The organism is Streptomyces sp. NPDC088387 (genome assembly GCF_044753385.1).
Classification (GTDB): domain Bacteria; phylum Actinomycetota; class Actinomycetes; order Streptomycetales; family Streptomycetaceae; genus Streptomyces.
The window spans coordinates 346,660-372,971 of record NZ_JBIVNC010000008.1; the positions used below are offsets into that span (position 1 = coordinate 346,660).

A 26,312-nucleotide genomic window follows, 5' to 3' on the forward strand; every position below is an offset into this window, starting at 1 on the left:
GCGCCCGGCAGCCTGACCACCGTCGATCATGCAGGGGGCGGCGGACGGAGCTGCCGAGGAACGGGGCGCTACGCGACCGAGATGTCCACCGGCGGGCGCAGCTTCGCCGCCGTCGCCAGGGCCTCGTGCACGGGGTGGGTGGTGAAGGCGGCGAGCAGTGCCGCGTCGGCCGGGTCGTCGGCCGCCGGGTAGGCGATCTGCTCGTAGGCGGCCTGGAAGCGGGGGCCCCAGCGGCGGGCGCCGAGCCGGGCCGTGCGGGAGCAGTTGTCGACCATGTGAGCCACATCGCGCGCGTGCATGTAGGGCAGCAGGGAGTCGACGGCCTCGATCACCGACTCGTTGACGATCTCCGACCACGCGTGGCCGCGCTCGGCGAACTCGTCGACCTGGGCCATCATCGTGCCGACGAAGACCCCGGCCGCGAACGGGTCGACGGACAGCTCCCGTTCGGCCCGCAGCGCCCGCACGCTCTCCCCGACCGCCCACATGGGCGATCCGCCGATCCGGCTCATCGGGCGGGCGCCGAGCCGCTGTTCGGCGAGGATCACACTGCGCAGCTCGGTGCCGTCGGCGACCTCGTCGTAGACCTCCGCGACGATCTCCCGCGCGGGGCCGTAGGCCGCCGTGTAGGCGCCGTCGAAGATGTCACGGCCCGGTGCGTCCAACTCCTCACGCACGGCGAGCAGTCCGGCCCGGGAGATGGTCCGGGCGATCGGCCCGGTGACGTTCTCGCAGGACCTCTCGTACGCGGTGATCTCGGCCGCGCCCGCGAGCCGTTGCCGGGTGTAGAGACTCTCGACGATGCCGTGGACCGCGCCGAGCAGGATGGCGCGTTCACCGACGATGTCGGACCGGTACTCGCCGTCGAGGGTGGTGACGAACGTGTACGGCGATCCGATGGCGACCGACCAGGCGAGCGCGAGGTCGGTGGCGCGGCCGTCGGGGTCGGCGTGCACGGCGAAACTGCTGTTGATCCCGGCGCCGTTGACCTCCGCGCCCTGCACGTAGAGCCGCCGTACGGAGTCCCCCATGCCCTTGGGGCACACGGCGATCACGGCGTGTCCCGCCGGGAACTCGCCGCCGCTCTCGCGGAGATGGCCCAGCAGGAAGCCGTGGGAGAGGCCGATGACGGCGTCCGGCTTGAGGGCGGCGAAGAGTTCGCGATGGTGGGCGGCGAGCGCGGAGTCGGCGATCAAGAGGATCACCAGGTCGCTGTCCGCGGTCACGGCGAGCCAGTCGCCGAGTGTGCCGCTCTCCTCGGTGAAGCCCTCGGCGCGGGCGTCGGCGGCGGAGCGGGAGCCGGGGCGCAGGCCGACGGCGACGGTGATGCCGGTGCCGGCGAGCGAGTCACGGAGGTTGAGGGCCTGGGCGCGGCCCTGCGGCCCCCAGCCGATCACGCCGATACGGCGGATCCCGGCGAAGGCGTCCGGCAGCAGCGGGAAGAGGTTCCGGCCGCCCCGCAGGACGGTCTCCGTGCCACCGGGCACGTCCAGGGATTCGAGGGTGAAGACACGGGAGGTGTACGTGGTCGGGGTCATGTCCGAGTTGTAGGCTCCGCGGACATCTTGCGACAAGCGCAACATGTGCAGCGGGCCGTTTCAGCAGGCGAAAGGACGTGGTGGGAGGGTGCGTGCGGGCCACCGGGAGCTGCGGCTCTTCCTTCATCTGGCGCAGTCGCTGAACTTCGGGCGGACGAGTCTGGACTGCCATGTCAGCCCGGCGACGCTGACGCGGACCGTGCAGCGCCTGGAGGCGGAGCTCGGACACCGGCTGTTCGACCGGGGGCCGAGCGGGGTGTCGCTGACGGCGGAGGGGCACCGGTTCCGCACCTACGCCGTCGAGGCCCTGGAGCTCTGGCGGTCCTACCGCGAGGAGCACCCCGATCCTTCCGAACTCACGGGCCGGCTGGCCGTGTTCGCCACGGTGACCGCCTGCCAGGCACTGCTGCCGGACCTGCTCGCGCCCTTCCGCGCGGCACATCCCCAGGTCCGGCTCGACCTGCGGACCGGTGACGCGGCCGCCGCGCTGGCGCGGCTGGACGAGGGCGAGGTCGACGTGACCGTCGCGGGACTCCCGGCACGGCTCCCCGAGCCACTGGTGAGCCGGACGATCGCGGTGACCGGCCTGGCGTTCGTCACGGCCCGGGACCGGCCGGACCCGGCGCTGGAGGGACCCTTCGTCCTGCCGCACCGGGGACTGGTCCGGGACGCGGCCGACCGATGGTTCCGCGCGCGGGGCCGGTCACCGGAGGTGTCCTGCGAGCCCGACGGCCACGAGGGGCTGCTGGCCCTGGTCGCCCTGGGCTGCGGCACGGGCGTGGTCCCCCGCCTCGTCCTGGAGCACAGCGCGGTGCGCGACCGGCTCACGGAGGTGGCGGTCGAACCGGAGCCGGAGCCGTTCCCGATCGGGATGTGTGTGCGGCGGGGGGATCTGCGCCGGCCGGTGGTGGCGGCGCTGTGGAGCCTGGCGGGCGGTACGGCGACCCGGTCGGCCGGGGAGCCCCGAGACCTTTAATTGACCGATCGTTCTTGTATCCCTTAAAGTCGGGGCCATGGCCAGGACCAAGGAATTCGATCCGGAAGCCGCCCTCCAGTCGGCGCTCGAACTGTTCTGGGAGCGGGGCTACGAGGCGACCTCGATGGCGGATCTCGTCGAGCGCCTCGGGATCGGCCGCGCCAGCATCTACGCGACGTACGGCAACAAGCGGGACCTGTACCTCAAGGCCCTGGACCGGTACGGCGAGGCCCAGAACCCCGCCCTCACCCGGGAGTTGTCCCAACCGGGCCCCGCGCTGCCGGCCGTCCGCACGGTGATCCGCAGGTTCGCCGCCGAGGCAGCGGACGAGGTCCGGGGCTCCATGGGCTGCCTCGTCACCAACACGGCGAACGAGCTGGCCCCGCACGACTCCGGCGCCGCCCGCAAGGTGGAGCTGAGCTGGGAACACGTGGAGACGCTGCTGCACTCCGCGCTCGTCCGCGCCCAGGCGCAGGGCGAGTTGGCGCAAGAACGTGATCCGCGGGCACTGGCCCGGATGCTGCTGGTGCTGATGCAGGGCCTGCGGGTGGTGGGCAAGGCGTCGTCGGACCCGGCGAGGGTGCGGGACGCGGCGGAACAGGCGTTGAGCTTGCTGGACTGAGGACACGCGTCCGCCCGTCACGCAGGGCCGACACCGCACTCCGGCGGCGTCCGGCCGGTCAACACCCCTACCCATCTCCACACCCATGCCCTGCACTTCTTCTTGCTCTGATAATTGACCGATCGTTCCGAAAAGAAGGGCCTCATGAGCGTGATCCACGACGCCCCCGCGCCGGCCCCCTCCCGCCCCACGCTCACCCGCACCTTCGTCCTGCTCGGTTCTCTCCAGGTCGTCCTGATCTTCACGCTCGCCGCACCGGCCGTGCCGCTCCCGGCGATCGGTCACCGGTTCGCCCTGGGCCGGGACGAGCTGATCCTGCTCAGTGCCGCCTACGGGCTCACCTTCGCGGGGCTGCTGCTGTTCGGGGGCCGCCTCGCGGACCGGTACGGCGGCCGGCGGGCGCTGCTCGCCGGGCTGTCGCTCTTCGCCGTCGCCTCGGTCGCCGCGCCACTCGCCCCGGGGTACGTCCCGCTGCTCGCGGCCCGGTTCGCGCAGGGCGCCGGTGCGGCCGTGGTCGCGCCCGCCGCGATGGCCGTACTGCGCACGCTGTTCCCCGAACCCGCCGCGTACCGGCGGGCGATGGCCACGTGGGGTGGTCTGTCCGTGCTCGGGGCCACTGCGGGGCATCTGCTGTCCGGTGTCATCTCGGCGCTGCTGTCGTGGCGTTGGGCGCTCGCCGTGTCGCCGGTCGTCGCGCTCACGGCGCTGCTGCTCGCGCCGCGGCTGCTGCCCGCCGACGCCGGGCCGCGCCGGGTCGGCGGTCTGGACGTGCCGGGCGCGGTGCTCGCCACGGGTGGTCTCCTCGCCGCCAGTTACGGCCTGGTCGTCACCGACGCGTGGGGCTGGGACTCCGCCCGGGTGCTCGGCCCGCTGACGGCCGGGGTGGTGCTGCTCGGCGCGTTCGTCGTGGTCGAACGCCGGGTCCGTGAGCCCCTGTTGCCGTCCGGGTTCCTGCGGGACGGGCGCAGGGTGCTCGGGCTCGTGGCGACCGCGTGCACGGCCGCCGGTACCAGCACCGTGTTCGTGCTGTTCTCGCTGCACCTCCAGGACGAGCGGGGCTGGTCGGCGCTGCGGACCTCGGCCGCGTTCCTGCCGGTCGCGGCAGTCCTGCTGGTCTCCGGGCGGGTGGCGGGCCGGCTCGTGGGGCGCTACGGGCCGAGTGCTGTCACCGGCGGCGGACTGGCGCTCGGCGCCGCCGGTCTTGGGCTGCTGGCGTTCAGCGGCTTCGACACCGGGACTCCGTACGCCGTAGGAGTCCTGCCCGGGTTCCTGCTGCTCCCCGCGGGAGCGGCGGCCTCCTTCGCCGGGGCCGCCGTACTCGCCACCGACCGGGTGCCCGCCGGGCGGACCGGGCTCGCCGGAGGTGTGCACAACACGGCGATGGAGGTCGGTCCGACCGTCGTCTTCGCCGTGCTGCTCGCCGTCGGGAGCGACGCGTCGAGCCTCGCCCTGGCTGCCGGGCTGGTCGCGCTGGTCGCCGTCGCGGGACGCGTTGCCGCCCACCCCTGACCCCTGACCCTGACCCCGGTCCGCACTCCCCAGTCCAGAGGTCCGCCGCAGTCCGGATTACCTCTGTACCGCCAACTCTCCTCCGTACCGCCAACTCTCCTCAACCGAAAGGGATTTCATCCATGTCCAGCAACCGTTTCTCCGGTCGGGCCGTCCTCGTCACCGGTGGTGGCTCCGGGATCGGCCGGGCCCTCGCCCTCGCGTTCACCGCCGAGGGGGCCCGGGTCGTCGTCGCCGGACGCGGCCGGGCGGCGCTCGACGAGACCGTGGAGCTGGTCCGCGCGGCCGGCGGCACGGCGGTCGCCGAGGTCACCGACGTCTCCCGGGCCGAGGACGTGGGCGCGCTGGTCGACGCCGTCGTCGAGCGGTTCGGTTCGCTCGACGTGGCCGTCAACAACGCCGGGGTCTTCCGGGGCGGGCCGATCGCCGAGCTGTCCGAGGACGACTGGCGGACCGTGTTCGACATCAACGTGACGGGCGTCTTCCTCGCGATGTCGGCCGAGATCCGCCGGATGCGTACGCAGGAGGACGGCGGCGCGATCATCAACGTCTCGTCCAACCTGGGCCGGCACCGGCAGGTGCCCGGCACGGCCGCCTACTCGGCGAGCAAGGCGGCCGTCACCTCGCTCACCCGTGGAGCCGCCCTGGAGTACATCTGCGACGGTGTGCGGATCAACGCGGTCAGCCCCGGCCCGTCCGACACGACGATGTCGCTGCGCGGCGGCGAGACGGAGGCCGAGCGGGCCGTGCGGATCAAGGAGGAGTCGCCGCTCGGGCGGATCTCGACGACCGGGGAGGTGGCGGAGGCGGTGCTGTACCTGGCGTCGGACGCCGCCGCGTCGGTCGTGGGCACGGACCTGGTGATCGACGGCGGCGCCACACTCTGACCGTCGCCACACTCTGACCATCGCCGTCCTCCGACCGTCGCCGTCCTCAGGCCACCGCCAGCGCCCCCAGCGGATCGTCGAGGACCGGCTGCCACGCCAACTCGGCCGCGCCGACCAGGCTGTTGTGGTCCAGCGAGCAGGCGAGGATCGGTACGCCGCCGCTGCGCCCCCACAGGCTGCGGTCGGCGACGACCGCGCGCAGCCGGTCCGGGTCGGCGTCGAGCAGTGTGCCGTGCAGGCCGCCGAGGATGATCCGGTCCGGGTTCAGGATGTTCACCAGGCCGGCGAGTCCGAGGCCCAGCCGGTCGATGAGGACCTCGACGGCCGTGCGGACACCGGGGTCGCCGAACTCGTGCCGGATCAGGTCGTTGGCCTGCTGGAGCAGCGACACCTCGGGGCCGGGGTCCCGGCCTGCGGTGGTCAGGAAGGCCAGCGGGTCTGCCTCGACATCGAGGCAGCCGTGGCTGCCGCAGTGGCAGGGCCGGCCCTCGGGGTTGACGGTGAGGTGGCCGACTTCGAGGGCCAGGCCCGAACTGCCCGTGTGCAGACGGCCGTCGAGCACGAGCGCGCCGCCGACACCCCGGTGTCCGGTGGCCACGCACAGCAGGTCGCGGGAGCCGCGTCCGGCGCCGTGCCGGTGCTCGGCGAGCGCGGCGAGGTTGACGTCGTTGGCGGCGAAGGCGGGCCCCGCGATGCCGGCCGCGCGGACCTGCTCGGCGAAGATCTCGCGGACCGGGGCGCCCGCGGGCCAGGCGAGATGCAGCGGGTTGAGGGCGAGGCCCTCGGGTTCGGCGACCGCCGAGGGCACGGCGAGCCCGGCGCCGACGCAGGTCCGCCCGGTCTCCCTGAGCAGTGCGGCACCGGCCTCCACAACGGATCCGAGGACCTTCGCCGGGTCGGCGTCGACGGTCTCGCAGCCCGGCGCGGTGGCGACGATCCGTCCGCCGAGGCCGACGAGAGCGGCCCGGAAGCCGTCGGCGTGCACCTGGGCGGCGAGCGCGACGGGCCCGTCCTCGGCGAGTTCCAGGCGGTGCGAGGGGCGGCCCTGGGAGCCGGCGGCGGCGGTCGGCCGCGCGTCGACGCGGATCAGGCCCAGCGCCTCCAGTTCGGACGCGACCGCACCCGCGGTCGCCCGGGTGACGCCGAGTTCGGCGGTGAGCACCGCGCGGGTCGGTGCGCGTCCGGTGTGCACGAGTTCCAGCGCGGGTCCGAGCGCGCCGCGCCCCCGGTCCAGCCGTGTCCTCGACGTGGTCCCATCCCCCGCCTGCCGGGGGTCCGCCTTGCCGGTCATGAGGGCGAGTCTCCCATGATCCGCCCGTCAGGTGGCCTCTCCCGGCAGGCCGCTGACCCGCAGGGTGATGTTCAGCCGGCCGGTGAGGCCGAGTCCCGGGGGCGCGGTGCCCGGGTGGACGCGCGGCACCCCGTGAAAGGCGAGCCGCGAGGCGCCGCCGAACACGAACAGGTCGCCACTGCGCAGTTCCACGTCCGTGTACGGGCGGGTGCGGGTCCCGGTGTTGCCGAACCGGAAGACACAGGTGTCGCCGAGGCTCAGTGACACCACCGGCGCGTCGGACCTCTCGTCGGCGTCGCGGTGCATACCCATCCGGGCGTCACCGTCGTAGAAGTTGATCAGCGCGATGTCGTACGGCTCCGGCGGCACCGCGTCCGGGCCTAGCGCGTCGGCCACCGCGTCGCGCGCCAGCGCGTCCAGCCAGGCCGGGAACGGCTTCACGGGTGCCCCGTCGCCGTCGACGACCGTGCGGGCGTACGCGTACGGATACCAGTGCAGGCCGAGGCAGACCTGGCGGGCGGTCATGGTGCCGCCGCCGGGGGTGCGGACCGTGCGCAGCCCGGCCGGCGGGCGGGCCCAGTCGCGGCAGGCGGCGACCAGCGTGGTCTGCCGCTGCGGCGCCAGCCAGTCCGGTACGTGTACCGCGCCGGGCGCGAGCCGCGTACGGTCTCGGGGAAACAACTCGGCGTCCATGCCGACCATCCTCCTGGCGAATCTGCCCTCCATCCTCCCCCACCTGCCCTGAGCTGCGGCTCCGCTAGCCTGGACACACGATGAAAGACCGTATGACGACCCCCTGGGGCGAGCTCGAACTCTCCCGGTTTCCCGAGGACCCGCGTGAGCGGCTGCGTGCCTGGGACGCCTCCGACGCGTATCTGCTGCGGCACCTGGCGGAGCGGGAGAACAGTCTGACCGGCACGGTCGTGGTGGTCGGCGACCGGTGGGGCGCGCTGGTCACGGCGCTCGCGGCGCACGGACCGACGCAGATCACGGACTCGTTCCTGGCGCAGGAGGCGACCCGCGCCAACCTCGCGCGGGCCGGGGTCGAACCGGGTGCCGTGCGGCTGCTGACCACGCAGGACGCGCCGCCGGAGCGGATCGACGTGCTGCTCGTGCGGGTGCCGAAGAGCCTCGCGCTCCTGGAGGACCAGCTGCTGCGGCTGGCGCCCGCGGTGCACGAGGACACGGTCGTCGTCGGCACGGGCATGGTCAAGGAGATCCACACCTCGACGCTGGCGCTGTTCGAGAGGATCCTCGGGCCGACCCGCACGTCGCTCGCCGAGCAGAAGGCGCGGTTGGTCTACTGCACGCCGGACCCGTCCCGTGCTCGGCCGGAGAATCCCTGGCCGTACCGGTACGCGCTCCCCGAGGCCGTGGGCCCGGCCTCCGGGCACGCCGTGGTGAACCACGCCGGGGTGTTCTGTGCCGACCGGCTCGACATCGGCACGCGGTTCTTCCTCACGCATCTGCCGGACACGCGGGGCGACCGGCGGGTGGTGGACCTCGGCTGCGGCAACGGGGTCGTGGGTACGTCGGTGGCGCTGGCGAACCACGAGGCCGAGGTGCTCTTCGTCGACGAGTCGTTCCAGGCGATGGCCTCGGCGGAGGCGACGTACAAGGCGAACGGGGTGCCGGGGCACGCCGAGTTCCGTGTCGGGGACGGGCTGGCCGGGGTGGCCTCGGGCAGTGCCGACCTGGTGCTGAACAATCCGCCGTTCCACTCCCACCAGGCGACGACCGACTCCACGGCATGGCGGATGTTCAGCGGGGCGCGGCGGGTGCTGCGGCCGGGCGGCGAGCTGTGGGTGATCGGCAACCGGCATCTCGGGTACCACGTGAAGCTGCGGCGGCTGTTCGGGAACAGTGAAGTGGTCGCCGGGGACCCGAAGTTCGTGGTGTTGCGGGCCGTCAAGAAGTAGCGGCTCGGGGGGTTTCCTCTCCGGGGTCCTGGGCCTTTTTGTCGCCGCCGGGCGCCAGTACCCGGATGATTCCCGCCACCGTCCGGGCCATCGCCTCGCGGCCCACACCCAGGTACTTGCGGGAGTCGACGGCGTCCGGACGGGCGGCGAGGAACTCGCGGATCGCGGCGGTCATGGCGACGTTGAGGGCCGTGCCCACGTTGACCTTGGCTATGCCGCCCGCGACCGCCGCGGTCAGCTGGTCGTCCGGGACGCCGGAGGAGCCGTGCAGCACGAGCGGGACGCTCAGGGTGCCGGACAGGTTCCTGAGCAGAGTGTGGTCCAGGGTGGCGGTGCGGGTGGTCATGGCGTGCACGCTGCCGACGGCGACCGCGAGGGCGTCGACGCCGGAGTCCGCCACGAAGGCGCGCGCCTGACGCGGGTCGGTACGGGCGCCGGGGGCGTGCGCGTCGAGCGGCGGGCGGCCGTGCTTGCCGCCGACCTCGCCCAACTCGGCCTCGATCCACAGCCCTTGGGCATGCGCCCAGTCGGCGGCCGCACGGGTGCAGGCGAGGTTCTCGCCGTACGGCAGGTGCGAGGCGTCGTACATCACCGAGCTGAACCCGGCGTCCGGTGCCTGTCTGAGGAGGCGGTCGCTGACGACGTGGTCGAGATGGAGCGCGACGGGCACGGTGGAGCGTTCGGCGGCGGCGACCGCGGCGCGGGCCAGGGGCAGCAGGCGTCCGTAGCGGAACTCGACGGTGTTCTCGCTGACTTGGAGGACGACGGGGGTGTTGACGGTCTCGGCGCCGGCGATGACGGCCTCGATGTGCTCCAGGGTGATGACGTTGAAGGCACCGACCGCTGCGCGGGTGGAGGAGGCTCGGGCGACCAGCTCGCCGGTGGTGGTGAGCGACACGGGGGCGAATCCTCTCGGTGGGGCTGGGAACGACCGGGGGGGCCGGGGGGGGGACGACAGGAGGTGGCCGGCTGCGGGTCCGTCGTGGCTGGTCGCGCAGTTCCCCGCGCCCCTGGCGGGCGCCCCTGCGGGGCCCAGCAGGGGGCGAGCCCCCGTGCGTCAGGGGGCCAGGATCACGGACCGTGTCAGGTGGCGGGGGGTGTCCGGGTTCAGGTCTCGTGCGGCGGCTACGGCTACCGCGAGGCGTTGGGCGCGGACGAGTTCGGCGAGGGGGTCGAGGTCGCCGGGGATCCAGAGGCCGCCCGTCGCGCGTACCTGGTCGGCGAGTCCTTCGGGGGCCTCGCCGAACATCCAGGTGGCCCGGCCCGCGGTGGTGATGCTGATCGGGCCGTGCCGGTACTCCATCGCCGGGTAGGCCTCGGTCCAGGACAGCGAGGCCTCGCGCATCTTGAGGGCGGCCTCGTTGGCCAGACCCACGGTCCAGCCGCGCCCGAGGAAGGTGAACTGGCCGCATCCGACCAGGCCTTGGGGCAGATCGGCGGCGAGCGCGGTGCGGGCGTCGGCGACGGCCGTGTCCGGGTGGAGACCGAGATGCGCGCGGAGCAGGGTGAGGGCGGTGGTGGCGAAGCGGGTCTGCACGACCGAGCGTTCGTCGGCGAAGTCGAGGACGACGGTCTCGTCCGCGGCGGTCGTCACCGGGGTGTGCGGGTCGGCGGTGACGGCGGTCGTACGGGTGGTGCCGCGCACCCGGCGGAGCAGGTCGAGCACCTCGGTGGTGGTGCCGGACCGGGTGAGGGCGACGATCCGGTCGTAGCGGCGGCCGGCGGGGAACTCGGAGGCGGCGAAGGCGTCGGTCTCCCCCGCGCCCGCGGTCTCGCGCAGGGCGGCGACCGCCTGGGCCATGAAGTACGAGGTGCCGCAGCCGACGATCGCGACCCGTTCCCCCGGTGCCGGCAGTGCCGTGCGGTGTTCGGGTGCCAGTGCGGCGGCCCGCTGCCAGCACTCCGGCTGGCTGCGCAGCTCGTCCTCGACATGTGTCATGGCCGTACCCCTCCTCGTGCCACCCTGTCCAGCGATGATTGTTCCTGCAAGATAGCGTGAGTTTTCGAGCATTATCAAGCATCCGGCTGGTTCTGTGCGGTGCGCTAGGGTCACCGGAAGATCGGCGATCGGTTGGAGGTGCGGATGTCGCGCGACGCCCGCTGGAAGGCGCTGCTGGAGCTGCTCGTCGAGCGCGGCCGGCTGGACGTCGAGGAGGCCGCCACCGTCCTTGAGGTGTCGGCCGCGACGATCCGCCGTGACTTCGACCAGCTCGCCGAGCAGCAGATGCTGATCCGCACCCGCGGCGGCGCGGTGGTGCACGGTGTCTCCTACGAACTGCCGCTGCGCTACAAGACCGCCCGCCACGCCTCCGAGAAGCAGCGCATCGCGAAGGCGGTCGCCGAGTTGCTCGCGCCCGGCGAGGCGGTGGGCCTGACCGGCGGCACGACCACCACGGAGGTGGCACGCGCGCTGGCGGTCCGCAGCGATCTCGCGTCCGGCTCGCCCGCGCTGACCGTGGTCACCAACGCGCTGAACATCGCCAACGAGCTGGCCGTCCGCCCGCAGTTCAAGATCGTGGTGACCGGCGGGGTGGCCCGGGCACAGTCGTACGAGCTCATCGGCCCGCTCACCGACGGGGTGCTCTCCCAAGTCACCCTCGATGTCGCGGTGCTGGGTGTGGTCGCCTTCGACGTGACGCACGGCGCGGCGGCCCACGACGAGGCGGAGGCCGCGGTCAACCGGCTGCTGTGCGAGCGGGCCGAGCGGGTGGTGGTCGCCGCCGACTCCAGCAAACTGGGCCGCCGCGCCTTCGCCCGCATCTGCGCCACCAACACGATCCACACCCTGGTCACCGACACGGCGGCGGACCCCCAGACACTCAGCCGCTTCGAAGACGCCGGCATCTCCGTACTGGCGGTATGACAACGCCGCCAAGGGGCGCGGGGAACTGCGCGACCGGCCGCCCACGACCCGCACCCCGCGTTACAGCTCCACCCCCTGCCCGATCCCGGCACCCGGCCCCGACAAGGATTGCCACCTAAGCTGGAACAGCCTGTACACCCCCGACAGGGAAGGCACCCCATGACCGGCACCACAACGACCGACGCCCCCGGCGGCAGCCGCTACGTGCCGATCTCCGAACACGGCCTGATCGGCGACCTCCGCAGCGTCGCCCTGGTCGGCACGGACGGCACGATCGACTGGTACTGCTGCCCCTCCTTCGACGCCCCCAGCGTCTTCGCCGCGATCCTGGACGCCGAGCGCGGCGGCGCCTTCGAGCTGGCGGCCGTCGGCGCGGCCCGGACCAGGCAGTTCTACTTCCCGGACACCAACGTCCTGATCACCCGGTTCTTCACCGAGGAGGGCGTCGGTGAAGTGCAGGACTTCATGCCGGTCGGCGGTGGGGAGGAGAAGACGGACCGGCATCGGCTGATCCGGCGTGTGGTCTGTGTGCGCGGTTCGGTCGCGTTCCGGGCGCGGGTCGCCCCGCGTTTCGAGTACGGCGCTCAGCCGCACACCCTGCACATGGTGGACGGCACGGCCGTCTTCCGGTGCGCGCAGCTGTCGATCGCGCTGACCGCCACGGTCCCGCTGGAGGCGGACGGCCCGGACGCGCGGGCGGAGTTCAAGCTGGCCGAGGGCGAGACGGCGGTGTTCGCGCTGGACCAGGTCGGTGACGAGGTGCCGCCGCGCGGCTGTGCGAGCGGTGAGGCGGAGGAGCAGTTCGCGACGACGGTGGCGTACTGGCGGCACTGGCTTTCCTCGTCCAAGTACCGGGGCCGCTGGCGGGAGATGGTGCACCGCTCGGCGCTCACGCTGAAGCTCCTGACGTACGCGCCGACGGGTGCCATCGTGGCGGCGCCGACGACGAGCCTGCCCGAGCAGCTCGGCGGCGAGCGCAACTGGGACTACCGCTATGTCTGGGTCCGTGACGCCGCCTTCGCCGTGTACGCGCTGCTGCGGCTGGGCTTCACCCAGGAGGCCCGGGAGTTCATGGAGTTCCTCACCCGGCACATCAGTCCGGGGGACGGCAGGCCGTCGGGTCCGCTCCAGATCATGTACGGCATCGACGGCCGCACCGACCTGCCGGAGCAGGAACTGGAGCATCTGGAGGGCCATCTGGGCTCGGCTCCGGTGCGTGTGGGGAACGCTGCGGCCGAGCAGCTCCAGCTCGACATCTACGGCGCCCTCATCGACTCGATCTATCTGTACGACAAGTGGGCGACGCCGATCTCCAGTGACCAGTGGGACGACGTGTGCGCGCTGGTGGAGTGGGTGTGCGCGAACTGGGACCAGCCGGACGAGGGCATCTGGGAGACCCGGGGCGGCCGGAAGAACTTCCTGTACTCGCGGCTGATGTGCTGGGTGGCGATCGAGCGGGGAGTGCGGATGGCCAACCGGCGTGGCCTGCCCGCCGATCTGGTCCGCTGGCGTGAGGTCCGGGACACGATCTACCGGCGGATCATGAGCCGTGGCTGGTCGGAGCGGCGGCAGGCGTTCGTTCAGCACGAGGACGGCGAGGTGCTGGACGCGGCGGTGCTGATGATGCCGCTGACGAAGTTCATCGCGCCCACCGACCCGAAGTGGCTGTCGACGCTGGACGCGCTGACCCAGGAGCTGGTCTCCGACTCGCTCGTGTACCGCTACGACCCGGCGGCGAGCCCGGACGGGCTCCAGGGCGACGAGGGCACGTTCTCGATCTGCTCTTTCTGGTACGTCGAGGCGATGGTGCACGCGGGCCGGGTGGACGAGGCGCGGCTGGCGTTCGAGAAGATGCTGACGTACGCGAACCATCTGGGTCTGTACGCCGAGGAGATCAGTCACACGGGTGAGCAGCAGGGGAACTTCCCGCAGGCCTTCACCCATCTCGCCCTGATCAGCGCGGCGTTCAACCTGGACCGCGCACTCGGCTGAAGTCTCACGTCATCGCATTGGAGCCCCAGTTGACGAGCACCGACGGCATATCCGCACGCGCCGACCGTCCCCAGGAGGCCCTGACTCTGACGCGTGTCCGTCTGGGTGCGGGCGGACCGCTGGGCGCCCTGCGCGTGGAGGACGGCAGGATCACCGCCGTCGGCGAGGACGTCTCCGGCGACGGGGCGGCCGTACTCGATCTGGACGGGCGGACCGTGCTGCCGGGGCTGTGGGACGCGCATGTGCATCTGGGGCAGTGGGCGAGTGTGCGGCACCGGCTCGATCTGGCGGGCCCGAAGTCCGCGCGGGCGGTCGCCGAGGCCGTACGGGGTCATGCGGACGGGCTGCCGGACTCGGAGGTGCTGGTCGGTTACGGGTTCCGGGACGGGCTGTGGTCCGACGTGCCGCACAAGGACCTCCTCGACGTGGTGAGTCCGGCCCGTCCGGTGGCGCTGGTCAGCGGGGATCTGCACGCGGCGTGGCTGAACTCGGCCGCGCTGGCGCTCGTCGGGCGGGGCGGGCATCCGACGGGTCTGCTGCGGGAGGGGGACGCGTTCGAGGCGGTGTCGGCGCTGCCCGAGGTGCCGGTGGAGGTGCTGGACCGCTGGGTGGCCGAGGCCTGCGCGGCGGCGGCCGCCCGTGGCGTCACCGGGGTCGTCGACTTCCACTTCGCGGACAACATCGCCGACTGGACCCGGCGTACGGCCACCCGGACTCCTGCCGTCCGCGTGGACGCGACCGTCTACCCCCGGTACCTGGAGGCGGCGGTCGCGGCCGGTCTCCGCACGGGTGACGTGCTGCCCGGCACCGGCGGCCTGGTGCGGGTGGGCCCGCTCAAGCTGTTCACCGACGGCTCGCTCAACACCCGTACCGCGCTGTGCTGCGACCCGTACCCCGGCCTGGAGGGCACCGAGGAGGCGTACGGCATCGCGGAGACCGCGTACGACGATCTCGTACGGCTGATGCGGCGGGCGGCGGAGCACGGCATCGAACCGGCCGTCCACGCGATCGGCGACCGCGCCAACACGGTGGCCCTGGACGCGTTCGCCGAGGTCGGCTGCCGGGGCCGGATCGAGCACGCGCAGCTGCTCACCGCGGCGGATCTGCCGCGGTTCGCGGCGCTGGGGGTGACGGCGGGTGTGCAGCCGGCGCACGCGACGGACGACCGGGACGTGGCGGACCGGCACTGGGCCGGGCGCACCGGACGGGCCTTCGCGTACGGCGATCTGCTGGCCGCGGGCGCCCGGCTGGAGTTCGGCTCGGACGCGCCGGTCTCGCCGCTGGACCCGTGGCTGGGCATCGCGGCGGCGGTCACCCGTACCGACGACGAGCGGCCGGCCTGGCATCCGGAGCAGCGTGTCCCGCTCGACGCGGCGCTGACGGCGTCGGCGCGGGGGCGCGCGGCGATCCGGGTGGGGGACGTGGCCGACCTGGTGGTCGTGGACGTGGATCCGCCGAAGGCCGACGCGGCGACGCTCCGCGCGATGCCGGTGCACGCGACCCTGCTGGGCGGCCGGTTCACCCACGGGCCGGGCCCCGGGACGTCGTGACGGGAAAGCGGGAGGGGGGTCTCCCTCCCGCAGCCTCTTGTTAGTTAAGGTAAGCCTTACCTTGCAATGTTTGCTCCGGAGGGGAGAACACGTCATGCGTGTCGCCATGTTCGGGTACCAGACCTGGGGCCACCGCACGCTCCAGGCCCTGCTGGACTCCGACCACGAGACCGTCCTCGTCGTCACCCACCCCAAGAGCGAGCACGCGTACGAGAAAATCTGGGACGACTCGGTCGCCGAACTCGCGGAGAAGAACGGCATTCCCGTCCTGCTGCGCAACCGCCCCGACGACCCGGAGCTGCTCACCGCGCTGCGGGACGCCCGCCCGGACATCATCGTCGCCAACAACTGGCGTACCTGGCTGCCGCCGGAGGTGTTCGACCTCCCGCCGCACGGCACGCTCAACGTCCACGACTCGCTGCTGCCGCAGTACGCCGGCTTCTCCCCCATCATCTGGGCGCTGATCAACGGCGAGCAGCGGGTGGGCGTGACCGCGCACCGGATGAACGGCGAACTGGACGCGGGCGACATCCTCGTCCAGCGTTCGGTGCCGGTCGGACCCGAGGACACGGCGACCGACCTGTTCCACCGGACGGTCGCGCTGATCTCCCCGATCGTCCGCGAGTCCCTCGACCTCATCGCCTCCGGTCAGGACGCCGGGCAGTGGGTACCGCAGGACCGCACCCGGGCGACGTTCTTCCACAAGCGCTCGGCCGAGGACAGCCGGATCGACTGGACCTGGCCCGCCGAGCGCCTTGAGCGGCTGGTGCGCGCGCAGTCCGACCCGTACCCCAACGCCTACGCCTTCCACCGCGGGGAGCGGCTGCGGATCGTGTCGGCCGCCGTGTCGCAGGGGTACTACGGCGGCACACCCGGCCGGATCTTCATCCGCGAGGGCGACGGTGTGGTGATCGTCGCCGGCGCCGAGGCGTACAGCGGCCGGTGCCGGGGGCTGCTGGTCCGCCGGGTGCGCACGGACGACGGCACGGAGTACGCGGCCAACGACTACTTCCGCACGATGGGCGGGTACCTCACGTCCCGTCCCTGACCCGGGTCGTCCGCCGTCGCCAGCAGCGCGACGGTGAAGGGGTGCCGTGGTCCGGTGCGGATCCGCCGGGCCGGGCCCTCCTCGACGACTTCACCCGCATCCAGTACGGCGATCCGGTGGGCGAGCCGGGCCGTGTCCAGGTCGTGGGTGATCAGCACGAGGGAGAGATCGCCGCGCCCGCGGACGAGACCGGTGAGGACGTCGAGGATGCCTCGCCGGGTGACGGTGTCCAGTCCCGAGGTGATCTCGTCGCAGACCAGGACCCGGGGCCGGGCCAGCAGGGCCCGTGCCAGGGCGGCACGTTGCAGCTCCCCGCCGGAGAGCCGGCCGGGGCGGCGACCTGCCAGTTCGGCGGTCAGACCGAGCGCGGCGAGCGTGGTGAGGGCCTCGCGCCCGGCACTCTCCCGGTCCAGGCCGCGCAGCCGTACGGCGGTCCTGGCGACCTGGTCGAGGACCGGGCGGAACTCGTCGAAGGCGGCCCTCGCGTCCTGGAACACGTACTGCACGGCGGCCAGTTGGCCCCGGTCACGTCGTCGGACGCTGTGCGGCAGCGCCTCGCCGTCGAGCAGGACCTCCCCGTCGTGGTCCCGGTGGAGCCCGGCCAGACAGCGCCCGAGTGTGGTCTTGCCGCTGCCCGAACGCCCCACGACGGCCAGGCATTCGCCGGCGTTCAGGTGGAGGCCGGGCACCCGCAGGACCACTGTGTTGTGGTGCCGTGCCCTCAACTCCCGTACCTCCAGTACCGGTTGCGCGCCGGCGCGGGGCTCCTGCTCGGGCGGCGGTGCGTGGGAGTCGAGCAGCTGTCGCGTCCAGGGGTGCCGGGGTGCCGACCAGAGCCGTTCGGGCGGGCCCGACTCCACGACCCGGCCCTCGCGCATCACGAGGACGTCGTCGGCCAGCCTGCGCACGACGTCCAGGTCGTGGCTGAGGAGCAGCACACCGACCCCGCGTGCCGCCAGGGCCGTCAGTTCGCCAACGACCCGGTTCTTGGTGAGCGGGTCCTGGCCGGTGGTGGGCTCGTCGGCAACGACGATCCGGGCCCCGCACAGCAGCGCCTGGGCCAGCACGACTCGCTGTTGCTGTCCGCCGGACAGCTGGTGCGGATAGCGCCTCAACAGCTCCTCGCCGTCGGGTAGTTGTGCGTCCTCCAGGGCTCGCAGGACCCGCTCCCGGGCCGCTGCCCGGCGCCGGGTGCGGGGCAGTGCGCGGACCTGGGTGCGGGCGATGTCGTCGAGCAGCGCCGAGACACGGCGGGCCGGGTTGAGGACCGCCTCCGGGTGCTGGGGCACGTATCCGACCCGGCCGCCGGGCACGTCGACGTCGCCGGTGACGCGGGCGCCGGGCGGGTACTCGCCGAGCAGGGCAAGGCCGGTAGTGGTCTTGCCGCTGCCGGAGGCGCCGACCAGGGCCGTCACCCGGCCGGGCAGGATCCGCAGGTGCACACCGTCGACCAGGGTCCGTCCGTCGGTCTCGACGCGCAGGCCGCGCACTTCGGCGAGGGGCGTCTGGGGTTCGTTCACCGGCGTTGTCCCTTCCGTGCCCGGTCGGGGCCGGGCCTCTCCAGTGCCGCGTCGAAGACCAGGTTGGCGCCCATGGTCAGCGCGACGATCAGCAGGGCGGGCACCACCACGGCCCAGGGCTGCACAAAGAGCCCGGTGCGGTTGCGGTCGACCATCACGGCCCAGTCGGCGGCGTCCGGTGCGACCCCGACGCCGAGAAAGGCGGCCGTCGCGACCAGGTACAGCACGCCGGTGAGCCGGGTGCCGGCGTCGGCGGCGAGGGTGCGCAGCATGGCCCGGCCGACATGGCCGACCGCGATCCGCCGCCAGGTCTCCCCCTGCATCCGCAGCGCCTCGACGGCGGGGCGGGCGGCGGCCTCCGCGGCGGCGACCCGCACGATCCGCGCCGCGTCGGGCACGTTGACCAGCGCGACCAGCAGGGCGAGCCCCACCGCACCGGGCGTGACGACAGACGCCACGAGCAGGATCAGCAGCAGCGACGGCACCGCGATCAGCACGTCCAGCGGCCGCATCAGCAGCTCCTCCCACGCCCGGCGCCGGGTGAGGGCGGCGGCGACGCCGACCGGGAACGCCACGAGGTAGGCGAGCACGGTGGCCGCGAGCGCGGTCAGCACCACAGGGCGCCCCCCGTGCAGCACCTGCTGCCAGACGTCCCGGCCCACGAAGTCGGTACCGAGCCAGTGCCCGTCGCCGAGCATGAACGACGTGGAGCGCGGCCCGGGTTCGCCCGCGAGCAGTGGCCCGAACAGCGCGAGCACCAGCGGCACGGCGACGACCACCCCGGCCACCGCGAACCGCCACGGCCTGCTGCCCGCCGTGGACATCACGCGGTCACCCCCGTCCGTGGCGTGAGCCGGTGCGCCACCAGGTCGGCGCCCAGGTTCAGCACAACGGTGAGTACGCCGAACACCACGGCGAGACCCTGCACGACCGGCACGTCCCGTTCGGCGACTGCGTTGAGCAGTACCGTGCCGAGCCCGGGGATCACGAACAGGGCCTCCACGACGATCACCCCGCACAGCAGCCAGTCCACCGTGCGGGCGAGCTGCTGCACGGCCGGTGCCAGGGCATTCGGCAGGGCGTGGGTGTAGCGGACCCGGGCACCGCCGATGCCGTGGCGCGTGGCGTGGACGGTGTACTGGGCGGAGAGCGCCTCGGCCATGCCGGCCCGGACCAGGCGGGCGATCGAGCAGACCGGCCGGGACAGCAGGACCAGGACCGGCAGGACGAGGACGGCGGGCTGGGCGAGCAGGTCGGTGCCGTGGCCGACGGCGGTCGGCGGCAGCCAGCCCAGGCGCAGCGCGAAGACCGTCACGAGCAGCACACCGAGGGCGAACTCCGGTACGGCGTAGACGGCGAGCGTGGCGGAGCTGATCAGCCGGTCGGCGGGCCGTCCCTCGTGGCGGGCGGCGAGCACACCGAGGCCGAAGCCGATCGGGACCAGCAGGACCAGGGTGAGGCCGGCGAGCAGCAGGGTGGGGCCGAAGCCGTCGGTGAGGTACTGGGCGACGGGCCGGCCGGAGATCAGGGAGGTGCCGAAGTCGCCGTGCGCCAGGCCGTACGCCCAGTCGGCGAGCCGTTCGTGGGCCGGCCGGTCCAGGTGCAGGGTCTCCCGGATCGCCGCGATCCGGGCCGGGTCGGGCTGGTCGCCCGCCAGCGCGACGGCCGCGTCGCCCGGCAGCGCCTCGGTGAGCGCGAAGACCAGCAGCACCACGGCCACGGTCTGGGCGGCGCCGAGCAGCAGCCGCCGGGCGACGAAGGAGCCCCGGGGGCTCAGGGTCACGCGAGCCACACCTTGTCGAACCGGGCCCAGTCCAGGGTGTTGGCGGGGGCCTCGCGGGCGACGCCCCGGACCGTGCGGGCGGTGCCGAGGATCCAGTCGGCGAAGCCCCAGATCAGGAAGCCGCCCTCGGTGTACAGGCGGCGCTGCATCCGCTCGTAGACGGCCGCGCGGTCCTGCTCGTCGCGGGTGGACTGGGCCTGCTGGTACTGGGCGTCGAAGTCCTTGTGGGCCCACTTGGTGGCGTTGGTGGAGGAGTCGGTGAGCAGCCGCTGGGAGATGTGTGCCTCGATGGGCATGGCGCCGGAGCGGTAGCAGGACAGGGTGCCGGAGTCGAGGATGTCGCTCCAGTAGGAGTCCTTGCTGCCCATTCTGACGTCGATGGTGACGCCGGCCTTCTTGGCCTGGTCGCGGAAGATCCCGGCGGCCTCGGTGAATCCGGCGGCGACCGCGGAGGTGTCGAGGGTGACCTTCAGGTCCTCGGCGCCGGCCTGCCTGAGCAGGGCGCGGGCCCTGTCGAGGTCCTGTTCGCGCTGGGGCAGGCCGTCGGCGTAGTACTCGTAGCCCTTGCCGAAGAGGTCGTTGCCGATCTCGCCGGCACCGGAGAGGGCGCCGTCGAGGAGTTCCTGGCGGTCGGCGATGAGGAAGAACGCCTGGCGGACCCGCTTGTCGTCGAAGGGCGGCCGGTCGGTCTTCATGGCGAAGGCCTGCATGGCGCTGTTGCGCAGCCGGACGATCTCGATCCGGCCCTTGCCCTCGTGGGCGCGGCCGGTGGTGGGGTTGAGTTCGTGGGCGTACTCCACCTGGCCGCCGAGCAGTGCGTTGATCCGGGCGGTCTCCTCGTTGGCGACGACGAACTCCAGCTCGTCCAGGTGCGGGGCGCCCTCCCAGTACGCGTCGTTGCGCCGGAAGACTGCGGAGCGGCCGGGCGCGAAGGAGACGAACCGGAACGGGCCGGAGCCGACCGGCTTCTTGTCGAAGTCGTTCGCCCCGTCCGGGACGATGTACGCGCCGAACGCGGCCAGGATGTTGGGGAATTCGGCGGTCGGCCGCTTCAGGACGAACTCGATGCCCCGTTCACCGGTGGCGCGGCTGGCCTCCAGGTCGATGGGCTCCAGCGAGGCCTTGGCCCGGTAGGCGCCGGCGGGGTCGGCGATCCGGCGGTAGCTGTAGAGGACGTCGGCGGCGGTGACCGGTGTGCCGTTGTGGAAGGTGGCGTCGCGCAGGGTGATCTGCCAGCGGTCCAGGGTCTTGTTGGACTCCCACTTCTCGGCGAGGCGGGGCCGGGCGGCGAGGTCGGGGCCGTAGTCGGCGAGCTTGTCGTAGAGGGCCTTCGCGCGGGCCACGTCGAGGAAGAGGTTCGCGAGGTGGGGGTCGAGGGTCTCGCTCGCGCCGCCGCCGGCGAACGCGGCGCGCAGTCGCCCGCCCTTCCTGGGTGTGCCGTCGTCCTTGCCGCCGTCTGCCGTGTTCTCGGTGGAGCCGCAGCCGGTCAGGGCGAGCGCGCCGAGCGAGGCGGCGCCGGTGGCGGCGAGGAAGCCCCGGCGGCGCAGGCCGGGGAGGCTGTTCTTGTCGTGCATGAGGGTTCCTTGTGTGTCGGAGGACTTGGGAGGTGGTCAGCGGGCGCGGCGGGCGACCAGGTGCAGCCGGTCGGCGTCCGTCGTGGAGCCCGGGAGCAGTCCCTCGCGCCAGGGCGGTTCGGTGCGCGGGCCGGGGCCGTCGTGGAGTTCGAGCACCTCGAAGCCGTGTGCGGCGAGCAGGGCGTGCGCTTCCTGTGGGAACAACAGGCGCCAGGCGGAGCGCTGTTCGACCGGGGGCATACCGTCGGCGGAGGTCCAGACGCGGACGCGGCGCAGCAGTTGGGCGGTGCGGTCGACGGTGAGGGTCGTGGTGGAGCGGTAGTGGACGCCGTGCCAGGTGAAGGAGTTGACGGCCGGTGTGTCCAGCAGGTCCGTACGGCCCAGGAAGTAGGCGCCGTTGCGCATCTCGGCGACGAGCAGCCCGCCGGGGGCGAGTGCGCGGTGGCAGGCCGTGAGGAAGCCGGCGAGCTGGTCGTTGGTGTGGCAGTAGAGCAGCGCGCTGTCGAGGCAGGTGGCGGCGTCGAACTCGCCCAGGTCGAAGTCGTGCAGATCGGCGTGGACGTAGGACGGCCCCGGGTGGTGGGTGCGGGCGTGGTCGAGCATCGCCTCGGACAGGTCGGCGCCCGTGACCGTACGGCCGCCGCCGTGCAGGTGGGCGGCGTCCCGGCCGGTGCCGCAGCCGAGGTCGAGGACGCGGGGGCCCGCCCGGTGGCGGCGCAGACAGTCCTCGGTCCAGCGTGCCGCGAGCCGGTCGGGGTCGGGGAAGCGGGCCTCGTACAGCTCGGGGTTGTCGGTGAGCAGGTTGTGCGCGGTCATCCGGCTCCCCCTCACACGACGGCCGGTACGGCGGGCCGGGGCAGGGCGTCGCGGCGGTGCAGCCATCCGACGCCGAGGGCGGAGGCCAGTCCGAACAGGGCGCAGGCCGCCCAGGGCAGCCATCCGGCGCCGCTCTCGCCGGCGTCCATGGCCCAGCCGACGACCGTGTTGCCGACGGCGGCGGCGATGCCGGAGACGACGTAGAAGATCCCGTAGTAGGTGCCGGTGAGTTCGGGGCGGCCGAAGCCGGGGATCAGTTCCATCACGAACGGCTGGGCGATCATCACGCCGACGTGGAGGAGCAGGGCGCCGGTCAGGACGGGCAGGGCGCGCAGTACGGCGTCGGCGGTGCCGTCGGGACCACCGGACGCGTTGCCGACCAGGGCCGGTGGGAGAAAGGCCAGGGCCATCAGAGAGAGTCCGGCGGAGATCCAACGGGCCCTGCTGCCGCGGCTCTTGAGCGCTCTGGTGATGCGCAGTTGCAGGGCGAGGTTGGCGAGGGTGCCGACCAGGAAGACCAGGCCGGCCGCGCCGTCCCAGCCGGTGGCGTGCCGGGCGCCGGCGGGGAGCAGCAGGTAGAGCTGGTTCTCCAGGGTGAACATGCCGACCATGGCGAGTGCGAAGGCGAGGAAGGCCCGGTTGCCGAGGACTTCGCGCCAGTCGGCGAGGACCCCGGCCTTGCCCGGCTGGACCTCCCGGCCGGGCAGGACCAGGGCCTGCGCGACGGTCAGCACGGCGAAGACGGCGGCGGCGGTGAGCGCCGAGGTGCGGAAGTCGACGAGCAGGAGCGCGCTGCCGAGCAGGGGGCCGATCAGGGCGCCGGTGGTGGCGAACACGTTGAACAGCGCGAACACCTCGGCCTTGTCGTCCCCGGCCTCCTGCGCGAGATAGGCCCGCACGGCCGGGTTGAACAGCGCCCCCGCGAGTCCGCTCAGCACGGACGCGGCGAGGAGCACGGTCAGGCTGTCGCCGAGCGCGAACAGTCCGAAGCCGACGGTCCGCAGGGCGCACCCGGCGATGATGACGCCGCGTGCGCCGAGCCGGTCGGAGGCGGAGCCGCCGATGATGAACAGGCCCTGCTGGCTGAGGTTGCGTACGCCGAGCACGATGCCGACGACCGCGGCGGACATCCCGAGGTTCTCGGTGAGATGGGTCGCCAGGTAGGGGATGAGCAGGTAGAAGCCGATGTTGACGCCGAGCTGGTTGACCAGGAGGAGCCGTACGGCGAGCGGGAAGCGGCCTATCTCGGAGAGGGTGCTCACGCGGCCGACACCTCCTGCCGGGTTATCTCCTCGACTCCGAGGCCCGGCCGGTCACTTGCGCGGACGAGTCCGTCGGTGCCTCCGATGCCGGTCCACGGGTCGTGCGCGAGCAGCAGATGGCCGTCGAGGTCGGCCCAGCGGGCCCGGTCGGCCAGGTGGACCGCGGGCGCGAGGCCGAGGCTGCTCGCGGTGAGGCAGCCGAGCATCAGCTCGGTTCCGCTGCCCTCGACCGTCTCGGCGATGCGCAACGCGGCATGCACACCACCGCACTTGGCGAGTTTGACGTTGACTCCGTGGACTCGTCCGGCGAGCCGGCGGACGTCGTCGAGGCTCACGGCGTCCTCGTCGGCGACGACGGGCAGTGGTGAGCGTTCGGCGAGCCGGGCCAGGGCCTCCGGGTCGCCGGGGGCGAGGGGCTGTTCGACGGCCTCGACCCCGAGTTCGGCGTAGCGCGGCAGCAGCGCCTCGGCCTGTGGGACGGTCCAGGCGCCGTTGGGGTCGAGGAGGATCCGGACGGCGGGGGCGGCGTCGCGGACCACGCGGACCCGTTCGATGTCGTCCTCGGGGTCGGGTGTGCCGGCCTTGAGCTTGAGGATCCGGAAGCCGTTCGCGGCGAGTGCGCGTGCCTGGGCGGCGGCGTGCACGGGGTCGGTGATGCCGATCGTGCGGGCGGTGGCGGCGACCGGCGCGGCGGGCGCGCCGAGCAGGGTGTGGACGGGGCGGCCGGCCCGCTTGCCGACCAGGTCGAGCAGGGCCGCGTCCACGGCGGCGGTGACGGCGGGCGGGGTGTCGCCCGCGGCCCACTCCCCCGCCCGCAGGGCTTCGAGGGCGCTCTCGGGGTCGGGGAACCGCGCCGGGTCCAGGGCGGCGAACCGCCCTTCCAGGAAACGGGCGTCGAGGCCGTAGTAGACGCTGGTGACGGCCTCTCCATGGCCGTACAGCCCGTCGTGTTCGAGGGTCAGCCATACGGCGTCGCGGGCGGACATGGTGGAGCGGGAGATGCGCAGCGGCTCGGTGAGTTCGAGCCGGACGGTGCGCCGGGTGGCCTTCACAGGGTGTCTTTCGTGGTGTGGAGCGTGGCGGTGTCGAGGGGGTCGGCGACTCGGGTGCAGCGGACCCAGCCGGTGGCCTCGGCGGCGTGCGGGTGCGGGATCTCCACCGGGCGGGTGGCGGCGGTGGCGGGGTCGAGTCCGTGCGCGGTGGTGAAGTCGTCGTCGTAGACCGTGCCGAGGTAGCGGTGCGGGCCGTCCGGGAAGACGGTGGCGACGATCGCGCCGGGGTGGACGCGGGCGGCCCAGGCGGCGACGCGGGCGACCGCGCCGGTGCTCCAGCCGCCGGTGACGAAGCTGTCCCGGGCGAGCCGGCGACAGCTGTCCACGGCCTCGGCGGGGCCGATCCAGTGCACCTCGTCGAACGCGTCGTAGGCGACGTTGCGCGGATGGATGCTGCTGCCCAGGCCGCGCATGAGGCGGGGTCGGGCGGGCTGGCCGAAGATGGTGGAGCCGGTCGCGTCGACGCCGACGAGCCGCAGCCGCGGCCAGTGACGGCGCAGCGGGGCGACGATGCCCGCGCTGTGTCCCCCGGTGCCGACGCTGCACACCAGGATGTCCAGGTGGTCCAGCTCGACGGCCAGTTCGGCGGCGAGGGAGGCGTAACCGGCGGCGTTGTCGGGGTTGTTGTACTGGTCGGGCCAGTAGGCGTCGGGCAGTACGGCGAGCAGTTCGCGCGTCCTGGCGAGGCGGGCCGCCTGCCAGCCGCCCTGTGCCGCCGGGCGGTCCACGATCTCCAGACGGACGCCGTGGGCGCGCAGCAACTGCCGCATGGACGGCTCCAGTTCACTGTCCGCGACCAGCACGACCGGATGGCCGAGGGCCTGTCCGGCGAAGGCCAGGCCGACACCGAGGGTGCCGGAGGTGGACTCCACCACGGGGGCGCCGGGCCGCAGTTCGCCGCGTTCACGGGCGCCGAGCAGCATCGACACGGCGGCCCGCGCCTTCATCCCGCCGGCGCCGAGCCCTTCGAGCTTGGCCCAGAAACCCGGGTGCGGCTGCGGCAGCTGGGCCGTGATGCGCGCGAGCGGGGTCCGCCCGAGCAGGGCGAGCAGCTCGGGCCGGGCCGTGACGTGTACGTCGGTGACGGTCATCGTGCGCCTCCGGGTCCCGGTCCGGTGTAGCGGTGGATGACGCCGGGGCCGCCGTCGAGCCAGAAGAACGGGTAGGGCTCGGCGCAGACCGCGGTGACGCCGTGGCCGAGGAACCGGGGCAGGACGGCGCTGCCGGTCTGGGCGAACATGACGAGCTGCTTGTGGTGGGTGAGCGCGTGGCGGCGCAGGGCGTCGAAGGTGCCGTTGCCGAGGGTCATCCCGGACACGAGCAGCGCGTCGCAGTGGTCGGCGGCGGCGAGGGCGTCGGTGACGACCGGGTCGCCCCACTCGGTGACCCCGCCCTTGAGGTCGCACGGCAACGTGCCGAGGCCACGCGAACGCAGCGCCTCCAGCAGAGAGTTGACGACCCCGACGACCAGCACGGTGGCCCCGGCGGGCAGGTCGATCAGGTCCACCACGGCACGCGCGCGGGCCCGGGACTTCTCCAGGGACGACCCGGCGGGCAGGCGCACCGGGTGGGCTCCGTGCGCGGGCGTGTGGGGGCGGACGTGCATGAGGTAGGCGTCGAGGGCGGCCACGCGGACCGGGGTCAGCGGGTGCTCCAGGAGGCTCGCCACATCCGCGCCGACACAGTCGCCGAGCGCGTCGTCGGGCAGCTCGCCCGGCTCGACCGCGCAGGAGCCGACGGCTTCGGCGAGACGGACGCTGAGCACCTCGTTGCGGTATCCACCGGCCCGTCCGTCGTGCCGGACGGCCTGCCGGGTGGTGAAGGCGACGGAGATACGGGTGGTGGCGGGGTCGGGTCCGTGGGCACCGGAGCGGACGCGGGCGATGAGGGCGGGGAGGGAGAGGTTGGCCGAATCGGGGGCGGAGTCCGTACCGGGGACGGGGGCGGGGGCGGAGTCCGCGCCGGGGGCGAGGGCGAGGGCGGCCAGCACCTCGGGGTGGGCGCCGGGGACGAGGGCGAGGGCGGAGTCCTGGCGGGGGACGGCGGCAGGGGCCGGGACGCGGGCAGGGGTTGAGCCCGCGGCAGCGTCGGATGCTGGGAGTTGGACGCC

General features: G+C 73.2%; 23 protein-coding genes. 9 read left to right on the plus strand and 14 right to left on the minus strand.

Going from position 1 to position 26,312, the window contains the following annotated elements:
* Nucleotides 1–68: 68 nt before the first annotated feature.
* Nucleotides 69–1,538 (minus strand): ketol-acid reductoisomerase, encoded by a 1,470-nt coding sequence (locus tag ACIQAC_RS23300; protein WP_402193839.1) that lies wholly within the window; start codon nt 1,536–1,538, stop codon nt 69–71.
* 88 nt (nt 1,539–1,626) lie between these two features.
* Between ACIQAC_RS23300 and ilvY the strand changes: the two genes are divergently transcribed.
* From ilvY to ACIQAC_RS23320, 4 genes are all read left to right on the plus strand, one after another.
* On the plus strand, nt 1,627–2,514 hold the full coding sequence (gene ilvY, locus ACIQAC_RS23305) for an HTH-type transcriptional activator IlvY (protein ID WP_402193841.1): 888 nt from the start codon (nt 1,627–1,629) through the stop codon (nt 2,512–2,514).
* Between the two features lie 37 nt (nt 2,515–2,551).
* Nucleotides 2,552–3,136, plus strand: a complete 585-nt coding sequence (locus ACIQAC_RS23310) for a TetR/AcrR family transcriptional regulator (protein ID WP_402193843.1) — start codon at nt 2,552–2,554, stop codon at nt 3,134–3,136.
* A 144-nt stretch (nt 3,137–3,280) separates the two neighbouring features.
* Nucleotides 3,281–4,645, plus strand: coding sequence for an MFS transporter (locus ACIQAC_RS23315; RefSeq protein WP_402193844.1), 1,365 nt, complete (start codon nt 3,281–3,283; stop codon nt 4,643–4,645).
* Between the two features lie 122 nt (nt 4,646–4,767).
* Nucleotides 4,768–5,532: an SDR family NAD(P)-dependent oxidoreductase gene (locus tag ACIQAC_RS23320; protein ID WP_402193846.1), complete on the plus strand. Its 765-nt coding sequence runs from the start codon at nt 4,768–4,770 to the stop codon at nt 5,530–5,532.
* A gap of 46 nt (nt 5,533–5,578) precedes the next feature.
* On the opposite strand, the gene ACIQAC_RS23325 is transcribed toward ACIQAC_RS23320, so the two are convergent.
* Complete coding sequence (locus tag ACIQAC_RS23325; protein WP_402193847.1) at nt 5,579–6,823, minus strand: ROK family protein; 1,245 nt, start codon at nt 6,821–6,823, stop codon at nt 5,579–5,581.
* A gap of 27 nt (nt 6,824–6,850) precedes the next feature.
* Nucleotides 6,851–7,516: an alpha-ketoglutarate-dependent dioxygenase AlkB family protein gene (locus ACIQAC_RS23330; RefSeq protein WP_402193954.1), complete on the minus strand. Its 666-nt coding sequence runs from the start codon at nt 7,514–7,516 to the stop codon at nt 6,851–6,853.
* A gap of 92 nt (nt 7,517–7,608) precedes the next feature.
* Here ACIQAC_RS23330 and ACIQAC_RS23335 point away from each other — a divergent pair, with 92 nt between their 5' ends.
* Nucleotides 7,609–8,742: a methyltransferase gene (locus ACIQAC_RS23335; RefSeq protein ID WP_402193849.1), complete on the plus strand. Its 1,134-nt coding sequence runs from the start codon at nt 7,609–7,611 to the stop codon at nt 8,740–8,742.
* On the opposite strand, the gene ACIQAC_RS23340 is transcribed toward ACIQAC_RS23335, so the two are convergent.
* Nucleotides 8,732–9,640: a ketose-bisphosphate aldolase gene (locus tag ACIQAC_RS23340; protein WP_402193851.1), complete on the minus strand. Its 909-nt coding sequence runs from the start codon at nt 9,638–9,640 to the stop codon at nt 8,732–8,734. The genes ACIQAC_RS23335 and ACIQAC_RS23340 overlap by 11 nt on opposite strands.
* A gap of 159 nt (nt 9,641–9,799) precedes the next feature.
* Entirely contained in the window at nt 9,800–10,681 is an 882-nt protein-coding gene (locus ACIQAC_RS23345; protein WP_402193852.1) for an SIS domain-containing protein, read from the minus strand.
* Between the two features lie 144 nt (nt 10,682–10,825).
* On the opposite strand from ACIQAC_RS23345, the gene ACIQAC_RS23350 reads away from it, so the two are divergent.
* From ACIQAC_RS23350 to ACIQAC_RS23365, 4 genes are all read left to right on the plus strand, one after another.
* Nucleotides 10,826–11,605: a DeoR/GlpR family DNA-binding transcription regulator gene (locus ACIQAC_RS23350; RefSeq protein ID WP_402193853.1), complete on the plus strand. Its 780-nt coding sequence runs from the start codon at nt 10,826–10,828 to the stop codon at nt 11,603–11,605.
* A 159-nt stretch (nt 11,606–11,764) separates the two neighbouring features.
* Nucleotides 11,765–13,597 carry a glycoside hydrolase family 15 protein gene (locus ACIQAC_RS23355; RefSeq protein WP_402193855.1) on the plus strand — a complete coding sequence of 611 codons (1,833 nt, stop codon included), beginning with the start codon at nt 11,765–11,767 and terminating at the stop codon, nt 13,595–13,597.
* A 29-nt stretch (nt 13,598–13,626) separates the two neighbouring features.
* A complete protein-coding gene (locus tag ACIQAC_RS23360; RefSeq protein WP_402193857.1) occupies nt 13,627–15,147 on the plus strand; it encodes an amidohydrolase in 1,521 nt (506 codons plus the stop codon).
* A 94-nt stretch (nt 15,148–15,241) separates the two neighbouring features.
* Nucleotides 15,242–16,195 carry a methionyl-tRNA formyltransferase gene (locus ACIQAC_RS23365; protein WP_402193858.1) on the plus strand — a complete coding sequence of 318 codons (954 nt, stop codon included), beginning with the start codon at nt 15,242–15,244 and terminating at the stop codon, nt 16,193–16,195.
* Here ACIQAC_RS23365 and ACIQAC_RS23370 read toward each other — a convergent pair.
* From ACIQAC_RS23370 to ACIQAC_RS23410, 9 genes are read right to left on the minus strand one after another with little or no spacing between them, the layout of a single operon-like run.
* Entirely contained in the window at nt 16,153–17,715 is a 1,563-nt protein-coding gene (locus ACIQAC_RS23370; RefSeq protein ID WP_402193860.1) for an ABC transporter ATP-binding protein, read from the minus strand. The two genes, ACIQAC_RS23365 and ACIQAC_RS23370, sit on opposite strands and share 43 nt — an antisense overlap.
* Complete coding sequence (locus ACIQAC_RS23375; protein ID WP_402193862.1) at nt 17,712–18,539, minus strand: ABC transporter permease; 828 nt, start codon at nt 18,537–18,539, stop codon at nt 17,712–17,714. The genes ACIQAC_RS23370 and ACIQAC_RS23375 overlap by 4 nt, the downstream gene beginning before the upstream one ends.
* Nucleotides 18,539–19,492, minus strand: a complete 954-nt coding sequence (locus tag ACIQAC_RS23380; RefSeq protein ID WP_402193956.1) for an ABC transporter permease — start codon at nt 19,490–19,492, stop codon at nt 18,539–18,541. Before ACIQAC_RS23380 ends, ACIQAC_RS23375 begins: the two co-directional genes overlap by 1 nt.
* A 2-nt stretch (nt 19,493–19,494) precedes the next feature.
* Nucleotides 19,495–21,072: an ABC transporter substrate-binding protein gene (locus ACIQAC_RS23385; RefSeq protein ID WP_402193864.1), complete on the minus strand. Its 1,578-nt coding sequence runs from the start codon at nt 21,070–21,072 to the stop codon at nt 19,495–19,497.
* A gap of 36 nt (nt 21,073–21,108) precedes the next feature.
* A complete protein-coding gene (locus tag ACIQAC_RS23390) occupies nt 21,109–21,888 on the minus strand; it encodes a class I SAM-dependent methyltransferase (RefSeq protein ID WP_402193865.1) in 780 nt (259 codons plus the stop codon).
* Between the two features lie 11 nt (nt 21,889–21,899).
* Entirely contained in the window at nt 21,900–23,150 is a 1,251-nt protein-coding gene (locus ACIQAC_RS23395) for an MFS transporter (RefSeq protein ID WP_402193867.1), read from the minus strand.
* Nucleotides 23,147–24,202, minus strand: a complete 1,056-nt coding sequence (locus ACIQAC_RS23400) for a mandelate racemase/muconate lactonizing enzyme family protein (protein ID WP_402193868.1) — start codon at nt 24,200–24,202, stop codon at nt 23,147–23,149. Before ACIQAC_RS23400 ends, ACIQAC_RS23395 begins: the two co-directional genes overlap by 4 nt.
* Nucleotides 24,199–25,293 (minus strand): PLP-dependent cysteine synthase family protein, encoded by a 1,095-nt coding sequence (locus ACIQAC_RS23405; protein WP_402193870.1) that lies wholly within the window; start codon nt 25,291–25,293, stop codon nt 24,199–24,201. The genes ACIQAC_RS23400 and ACIQAC_RS23405 overlap by 4 nt, the downstream gene beginning before the upstream one ends.
* On the minus strand, nt 25,290–26,087 hold the full coding sequence (locus ACIQAC_RS23410; RefSeq protein ID WP_402193958.1) for a Rossmann-like domain-containing protein: 798 nt from the start codon (nt 26,085–26,087) through the stop codon (nt 25,290–25,292). Before ACIQAC_RS23410 ends, ACIQAC_RS23405 begins: the two co-directional genes overlap by 4 nt.
* Nucleotides 26,088–26,312: the final 225 nt, after the last annotated feature.

Coding starts and splice junctions, on each gene's coding strand:
- ACIQAC_RS23315 (WP_402193844.1), top strand. CDS start 3,281: ATGAGCGTGATCCACGACGCCCCCGCGCCGGCCCCCTCCCGCCCCACG.
- ACIQAC_RS23345 (WP_402193852.1), bottom strand. CDS start 10,681: ATGACACATGTCGAGGACGAGCTGCGCAGCCAGCCGGAGTGCTGGCAG.
- ACIQAC_RS23310 (WP_402193843.1), top strand. CDS start 2,552: ATGGCCAGGACCAAGGAATTCGATCCGGAAGCCGCCCTCCAGTCGGCG.
- ACIQAC_RS23375 (WP_402193862.1), bottom strand. CDS start 18,539: ATGTCCACGGCGGGCAGCAGGCCGTGGCGGTTCGCGGTGGCCGGGGTG.
- ACIQAC_RS23325 (WP_402193847.1), bottom strand. CDS start 6,823: ATGACCGGCAAGGCGGACCCCCGGCAGGCGGGGGATGGGACCACGTCG.
- ACIQAC_RS23350 (WP_402193853.1), top strand. CDS start 10,826: ATGTCGCGCGACGCCCGCTGGAAGGCGCTGCTGGAGCTGCTCGTCGAG.
- ACIQAC_RS23405 (WP_402193870.1), bottom strand. CDS start 25,293: ATGACCGTCACCGACGTACACGTCACGGCCCGGCCCGAGCTGCTCGCC.
- ACIQAC_RS23300 (WP_402193839.1), bottom strand. CDS start 1,538: ATGACCCCGACCACGTACACCTCCCGTGTCTTCACCCTCGAATCCCTG.
- ACIQAC_RS23385 (WP_402193864.1), bottom strand. CDS start 21,072: ATGCACGACAAGAACAGCCTCCCCGGCCTGCGCCGCCGGGGCTTCCTC.
- ACIQAC_RS23365 (WP_402193858.1), top strand. CDS start 15,242: ATGCGTGTCGCCATGTTCGGGTACCAGACCTGGGGCCACCGCACGCTC.
- ACIQAC_RS23330 (WP_402193954.1), bottom strand. CDS start 7,516: ATGGACGCCGAGTTGTTTCCCCGAGACCGTACGCGGCTCGCGCCCGGC.
- ACIQAC_RS23320 (WP_402193846.1), top strand. CDS start 4,768: ATGTCCAGCAACCGTTTCTCCGGTCGGGCCGTCCTCGTCACCGGTGGT.
- ACIQAC_RS23335 (WP_402193849.1), top strand. CDS start 7,609: ATGACGACCCCCTGGGGCGAGCTCGAACTCTCCCGGTTTCCCGAGGAC.
- ACIQAC_RS23355 (WP_402193855.1), top strand. CDS start 11,765: ATGACCGGCACCACAACGACCGACGCCCCCGGCGGCAGCCGCTACGTG.
- ACIQAC_RS23390 (WP_402193865.1), bottom strand. CDS start 21,888: ATGACCGCGCACAACCTGCTCACCGACAACCCCGAGCTGTACGAGGCC.